Annotated in this window: 5 protein-coding genes and 1 rRNA gene; 5 read left to right on the forward strand and 1 reads right to left on the reverse strand. The window is 45.2% G+C overall.

Going from position 1 to position 6,482, the window contains the following annotated elements; genetic code table 11:
• Positions 1 to 25: 25 nt before the first annotated feature.
• A complete protein-coding gene (locus DSZ37_RS07165; protein WP_109726231.1) occupies positions 26 to 907 on the reverse strand; it encodes a prepilin peptidase in 882 nt (293 codons plus the stop codon).
• Positions 908 to 1,046: 139 nt separating this feature from the next.
• Between DSZ37_RS07165 and DSZ37_RS07170 the strand changes: the two genes are divergently transcribed.
• From DSZ37_RS07170 to DSZ37_RS07190, 5 genes are all read left to right on the forward strand, one after another.
• Entirely contained in the window at positions 1,047 to 2,729 is a 1,683-nt protein-coding gene (locus DSZ37_RS07170) for a GspE/PulE family protein (RefSeq protein ID WP_109726232.1), read from the forward strand.
• A 33-nt stretch (positions 2,730 to 2,762) separates the two neighbouring features.
• Complete coding sequence (locus DSZ37_RS07175; protein WP_109726233.1) at positions 2,763 to 3,878, forward strand: type IV pilus twitching motility protein PilT; 1,116 nt, start codon at positions 2,763 to 2,765, stop codon at positions 3,876 to 3,878.
• 628 nt (positions 3,879 to 4,506) lie between these two features.
• A complete protein-coding gene (locus DSZ37_RS07180) occupies positions 4,507 to 5,040 on the forward strand; it encodes a pilin (RefSeq protein ID WP_109726234.1) in 534 nt (177 codons plus the stop codon).
• 212 nt (positions 5,041 to 5,252) lie between these two features.
• A complete protein-coding gene (locus DSZ37_RS07185; protein WP_181380264.1) occupies positions 5,253 to 5,846 on the forward strand; it encodes a type II secretion system protein in 594 nt (197 codons plus the stop codon).
• A gap of 445 nt (positions 5,847 to 6,291) precedes the next feature.
• Positions 6,292 to 6,482, forward strand: a 16S ribosomal RNA gene (locus DSZ37_RS07190); the annotation flags it as partial.

The following is a 6,482-nucleotide window of genomic DNA, read 5'->3' on the forward strand; positions in this document are numbered from 1 at the left end:
CTTATTTTTTAATTTTTCTCGGGGATCAGTTCCCGCTGAGTCTTTCGGGAATATTAAGATACCATTGAGCGATCTGAGGCCCCCACAGTGAACCGATGGCAATTCCGATAGCAAGGAACGGACCGAATGCAAACTTTGAATCCTTGGTCACTGCCTTGACTATTATGCCGCCGACAGCGGCTGCGATAACACCAATAAATGTTGAAACGATAACAGCTTGTGTTCCGAGGAACGCACCTGCTGCAAACATCATAAGGCTGTCTCCCAGCTCGATAGCACGGAAGTCTTCTTCAAACTTTCGTCTGATGATCGGGCGGCTGATCTCTCCGATAAGGAAGAAGGGAACGCTGATGATGAATGCTCCGATGATGCGGCTCTTCAGTGTGACATCTTCGTACTCTCTTGAGTAGAATAAGTGAAGCGGAACAGCAAGGACGAGTATGACAACAAGCATACTTATGTAAATGTCTTTGGTATCCCAGTCGATAAAGCCTATAACAATAAGGAACGACATGAGAACGCAGGTTATTATGGATTTAACATTGATGTCCAGAACGTAGAACGTCAGAACGTAGAGAAGACCGTTGAGGGCTTCGACTATGGGATAGCGCGGTGAGATCTTCTGACCGCAGCTGTGACATTTTCCTCTGAGCATTAGCCAGCTGAAAACAGGTATCAGATCAATGGGTCTGATCTTTGCACCGCAGGTCATGCAGTGAGAAGCCTTTTCCTTATCCTCTTTCGTGCCCCCGATACCCAGTATCGATTCGCCCGCGGGGAGCCTGAGGATCACAACGTTAAGGAAGCTTCCGATGCAGATGCCGAACAGGAAAATAATGACGTAAAACATGATCTTGAATGGCAGCTCGGTAAATTCACTATGGAGCATATCTTCAAATCCGAACATGATTTTACCCCTCCTTCATTATTATTAATGTACATAATATTATTATAACATAAATTATGGAAAATTCAAGTAAAATTTTAGAATACACGGCGGTATGACGGATATTGTCGTGTGTTCAGAAAATAAGCGGAGGTTTTTTATGAGAAACGAGAGAATTGGTGACTACTTAGTCAATCAAGGGCTGATCACAAGCGAGCAGCTTCAGCAGGTCCTTGACGCCCAGAAAGCATCCAACGGTTCCAAGAAATTCGGCGACGTTGTAGTTGAGCTGGGCTTCATGTCTGAAGTTAACTTCGCGAAGGCACTGGCAGGCAACCTGAGAGTTCAGTACGTTGATCTCGATAACGTAGAGATCAACACAGATGCTGTACAGATGGTTCCCGAGGCTCTGGCAAGAAAGCATACCGTAATCGCTATCAATGTTCAGGGCAAGCGTCTTACAGTTGCTACCAACGATCCTGTAAACTTCATTGTTCTCGAGGATATCAAGGTATCAACAGGTATGGACACAGTCCCCGTGCTTGCAACTACATCTGCTATCAATAAGGCAATAGGTAAGTGCTACTCAATGCAGAACGTTGACAGCGTTCTCGAGGGCGTTAACCAGATGGGCGGCGACCTCGGTGAGATGAGCGAGGCTGACCTTGAGTCAAAGGACAGAGTTGAAAGCGCTCCTATCGTTAAGCTTGCCACAACTATCGTAGAGAACTCATACAGAGCAGACGCTACCGATATCCATATCGAGCCATTCGATAAGTATACAAGAATACGAATCCGTGTTAACGGCGACCTCGTAGAGCTCATGAACATCTCCAGTGCGGTACACAGCGCCCTGACAACACGTTTCAAGCTCATCAGCGGCATGAATATCGCCGAGAAGAGAATCCCTCAGGACGGCCGTTTCACACAGGTCGTTGACGGAACAACTCTTGATGTCCGTGTATCCTCACTTCCTATGGTACACGGTGAAAAGATCGTTATCCGAATTCTTTCAACAGGACAGATCGCCCTCCGTAAGATCACTGATCTGGGTATGTCCGATTATAACTATACACTGTTCGAGTCAATGCTGAGAGTTCCTCACGGCGTTATCCTCGTAACAGGACCTACCGGTTCAGGTAAAACAACTACTCTTTACGCTGCTCTTGGTGAGATCGCTAAGCCTAACGTAAACGTAGTTACCGTTGAGGACCCTGTCGAAAAGGCTATCGACGGTATCAACCAGTGTCAGGTTAACACGAAGGCAGGCATGACATTTGCCGCAGCCCTCCGTTCTATCCTCCGTCAGGACCCTGACGTAGTAATGATCGGTGAGATGCGTGATACCGAGACAGCAGATATCGGTATCCGTGCCGCTATCACAGGTCACTTGGTTCTCTCCACACTCCATACCAACGATGCTGCATCCACAGTTGTCCGTCTGGTTGATATGGGCGTTGCTCCTTACATGGTCGCTACTTCACTTATCGGTGTTATCGCTCAGCGACTCGTTAAGGTACTCTGTCCCGACTGTAAGAAGCCGAGAATGACAACTCCCGAAGAAAATGACCTTATGGGTCTGGATCATTCTATACAGATATTCGAGCCCGGCGGATGCCCTGCCTGCAATAACACAGGATACAGAGGCAGAACCGCTATCCATGAGATCATTCACTGTACAACAAAGGTTTCTTCCATCATCGCGGGCGGCGGTACTAAGGAAGAGATCGAAAAGGCTGCCAAGGAACAGGGAACCAAGCTTCTCCGTGACAACGCTGCCGAGCTTGTACAGGCTGGCGAAACATCTATCGACGAGCTTGTAAGAGCTACATATACAGTATAATGGCTTTGCACCTAATTAGGGAGGATAATTAATATGGCAATCGAAATTCATAGAATACTTGACGAGGTAAGACTCCTCGGCTGTTCTGACCTTCATTTCACAGACAGGATCGCTCCTGTTGTACGTCTCAACGGTACACTGAGAACCATGCGTTCACAGTACCCCGAAATGGACGAGGAGGAAATACTCAACATCGTTCACCAGATGACTAACGACGCTCAGCAGACAAGCGTAAACAACCACCACGATACCGACTTCTCGTTCACAACAAGAAGCGGCTACCGTCACCGTGTAAACGTATACTTCCAGAAGGGCAAGCCCGCTATCGCTATCCGTCTTCTGAGAAACGATATCCCTACACTTGAGGACCTCGGACTTCCTCCGATCCTCGCTGACTTCGCTATGCGCCCCCGTGGACTGGTTCTCGTAACAGGTCCTACCGGTTCAGGTAAGTCAACTACCCTCGCAGCTATGATTGACTTCGTTAACCTCAACAGAAGCGCTCACGTTATCACTGTCGAGGACCCTATCGAGTACGTTCACGAGCATAAGAGATGTATGGTCAACCAGAGAGAGATCGGCGATGACGTTCAGAGCTTCGCACTCGCTCTGAGAGCTGCTCTCCGTGAGGACCCCGATGTAATCCTCGTAGGAGAAATGCGTGACTTTGAGACCATTCAGGCTGCCGTAACCGCTGCCGAAACAGGACATCTCGTTATGTCAACACTTCATACAACATCCGCCGCTGATACCATCAACCGTATCATCGACGTTTACCCCGAGCATCAGCAGCAGCAGATCAGAACCCAGCTGGCTAACAACCTTGTTGCCGTTATCTCTCAGACACTTATTCCTAAGAGAGACGGTACTGGACGTATCGCCGTAATGGAGATCCTTAACGTTACTGACGCTATCTCGGCTATGATCCGTGATAATAAGATCCACCTTGTACAGTCTGCTATCCAGACAGGTAAGCAGCAGGGCATGATGTCTCTGGATATGGAGCTCGCAAGACTTGTATCCAAGAATGTCATCACCGAGGTCGATGCGCTTGAGAAGTGCCTCGACAAGCAGGAATTCTATCGTTTCCTTGCTCAGCTCGGCGGCGGCCCCAGAGGAGGAGCTATGCAGGCTCCCATGCAGGGCTGATAAAAAACACAAAGCAGACAGGACCGTCGGACAGTTTAGTTCGGCGGTCTTTTATGTTGGATCGGTTAGCGGCGAAAGCGTTCATAAATGGCAGCATTAATTATTGGCAGGCAGGACCGGCAGCGGAAAAATAAAAACATACCAATTATGTACACACTATTATAATAGTACATAAAGTTTAAATGCAGCCGTGGTCGCCGGAACGGAAAGAGATTTTTTTGCCGAAGATGATAAAAAACTCTCTGCTGAAAAAGGGGAAAAATAAAAAAGTATCGATTTTTTTCTGAAAAAACATCAAAAAAAGGGGCATATAAGAAGCAAAATACCCCTATACATAAAGTATAGTTGACTGTGAATATAACAAAAACAAGCTAATATAATTAATTTATTCACAGATTCTTGTGCAATTCGACGAAAACCCTAAAAAATAAGTGCCTATTCACCGTTCCAATGTAAAAACTGCCTTTAGATATGGATTTTTTTTTCAAAAAGTGTTGACATTATGTGAATAAGGTGGTATACTATAATCACAGGGAAGGGAAAGGGAGATAAAAAATCCCCGAACCTAAAAATCGAGTGGAAGTCAAGGAACCTTCACAAATCTATATTTTTAAAGGAGGGTTTTCTTATGAAAACTACAAAGAAAGGCTTTACACTTATTGAGCTCATCGTTGTTATCGCTATCATCGGTGTTCTCGCTATCATCGGTGTTCTCGCAGCAATCCTCGTTCCTTCAATGCTCGGCTATGTTAAGAAGTCAAAGGTTTCTTCGGCTAACTCAACAGCAAGCACACTTCAGAAGGCTATCAACACAACTCTGATCGAAGTTGATGAAGAGACTCAGGATGCTGGCTCTATCACAGCTATCAACCACACAAAGGGTACAGACACAGTTTCAGTTGGCGGCACAATTCCTACAGGAACTGACGCAAGCAAGATCTGGGCAAAGATCGAGAACTACATGGAGAAGGCTAAGAAGCTTAAGTTCGTGTCTCAGTGCGAAGGCGCAGCTTGTAAGGCAGTAGCAGTTGCTCTCGACGACACATACACAGGTACAGCTCCTGGCGGTGTTGTTACAGTTGACAACTACAAGTCCTACAACAAGGATAACGACGGTGACCTTTCTAAGGCACTCGCTGGCGCAGTTGCTAAGGCTTTATAATCACCTCAAGTCTGAAACTTGAAATGAAATGAAAATAATGCTCCTTCCTCACGGAGGGAGCATTTTTTTACAGAAATGAAGCGGAGAATACTGGCTAAATGCACAATAAACAGGCGCAAAAATTGTCGCCGTGAAACTCATTTTCATTATTGACAAAATGTGAACTTTTTGATATAATGTAAATGAAGAATTGTATTGGGAGGTGCATTTCAATGAGAACGAATAAAACCAAGAAGGGCTTTACCCTGATGGAGCTCGTCATCGTACTGGCTATCCTCGGAATCCTTCTTGCAATAATCGTGCCTTCATGGGGATACTTTATAAGAAGATCACGCGAGAGAAGTGCTAATGCAAAAGCCAAGGTCGTTTTCAATGCGGCTCAGACCGAGGTCACAAGAGTCAGCATGAAGGAAAGGCCTGACCTTAATATAGTTAAAGACCCGACTGCTGACAGTGTAAGAAAAAATGACGCTCAGAAGAACATCTATATAGGTGACGGAGATTTTTACTTCTACTGGGACGGCCATACAGGTGAAAAGGTCAATGCTGCCGGTACCGCGGTTACAGCGGATGCAGCTCGGAACAGGTCCTTCAGCGATGGAATAAACAACATCAATAATAACGGCGACGGTTGCTATAAGATTTATGTCAGCAATTACAATGTTCAGGCTGTCGTTTATTCTGAAATGGCAGACGGCAGATACAAGGGCACATATCCAAAGGGCATGGACGAGCTGACTTCCACACAGCAGGGGACGATCAGATCGACAAATGTCCGCAACATTAATCTTAATGCGATCACATGATAACACTATAAAGCACAGCTTTTAGGCTGTGCTTTTTTTTGCTGTAAAAAAGCTGCTTTACTGCTGATAGTTGGTTTTCAACACATAAATATACACAATGTGGAAAAGTTTGTGCTTGACAATGTCGCAAAAAAGAGTTATAATATATTTACTGTCCGACAGGGAAGCGAAAGCGGTCGAGTGAAAAAATCAAAGAAATTTGAAAAAAGAGCTTGACAAACCCGAAGGAAAGTGATATAATATTAAAGCTGCCTCAGAGAGGCAGTAAAGAAAACAGCATCTTGAAAATTGAACAATGCGAATAAAAAGTAACGACCCTTGAGATTCCTTTATGAAGATAAAGGGAAGTCAAGAAAAGACTTTAAAAAAACACGAAGAGTAATAACGCAAGCGTTATGAATTAGGATCGATATTTTAGATGCGAAAGCATCTGATATATACAACTTTAATAAAGAGTTTGATCCTGGCTCAGGACGAACGCTGGCGGCACGCTTAACACATGCAAGTCGAACGGAGATAATTTGAGTTTACTTAGATTATCTTAGTGGCGGACGGGTGAGTAACACGTGAGCAACCTGCCTTTGAGAGAGGGATAGCTTCTGGAAACGGATGGTAATACCTCATAACGTAGTTTTA

Origin of the sequence: Ruminococcus flavefaciens (genome assembly GCF_900116855.1) — a bacterium.
In the GTDB taxonomy this organism is placed as follows: Bacteria; Bacillota; Clostridia; order Oscillospirales; family Ruminococcaceae; genus Ruminococcus; species Ruminococcus flavefaciens_R.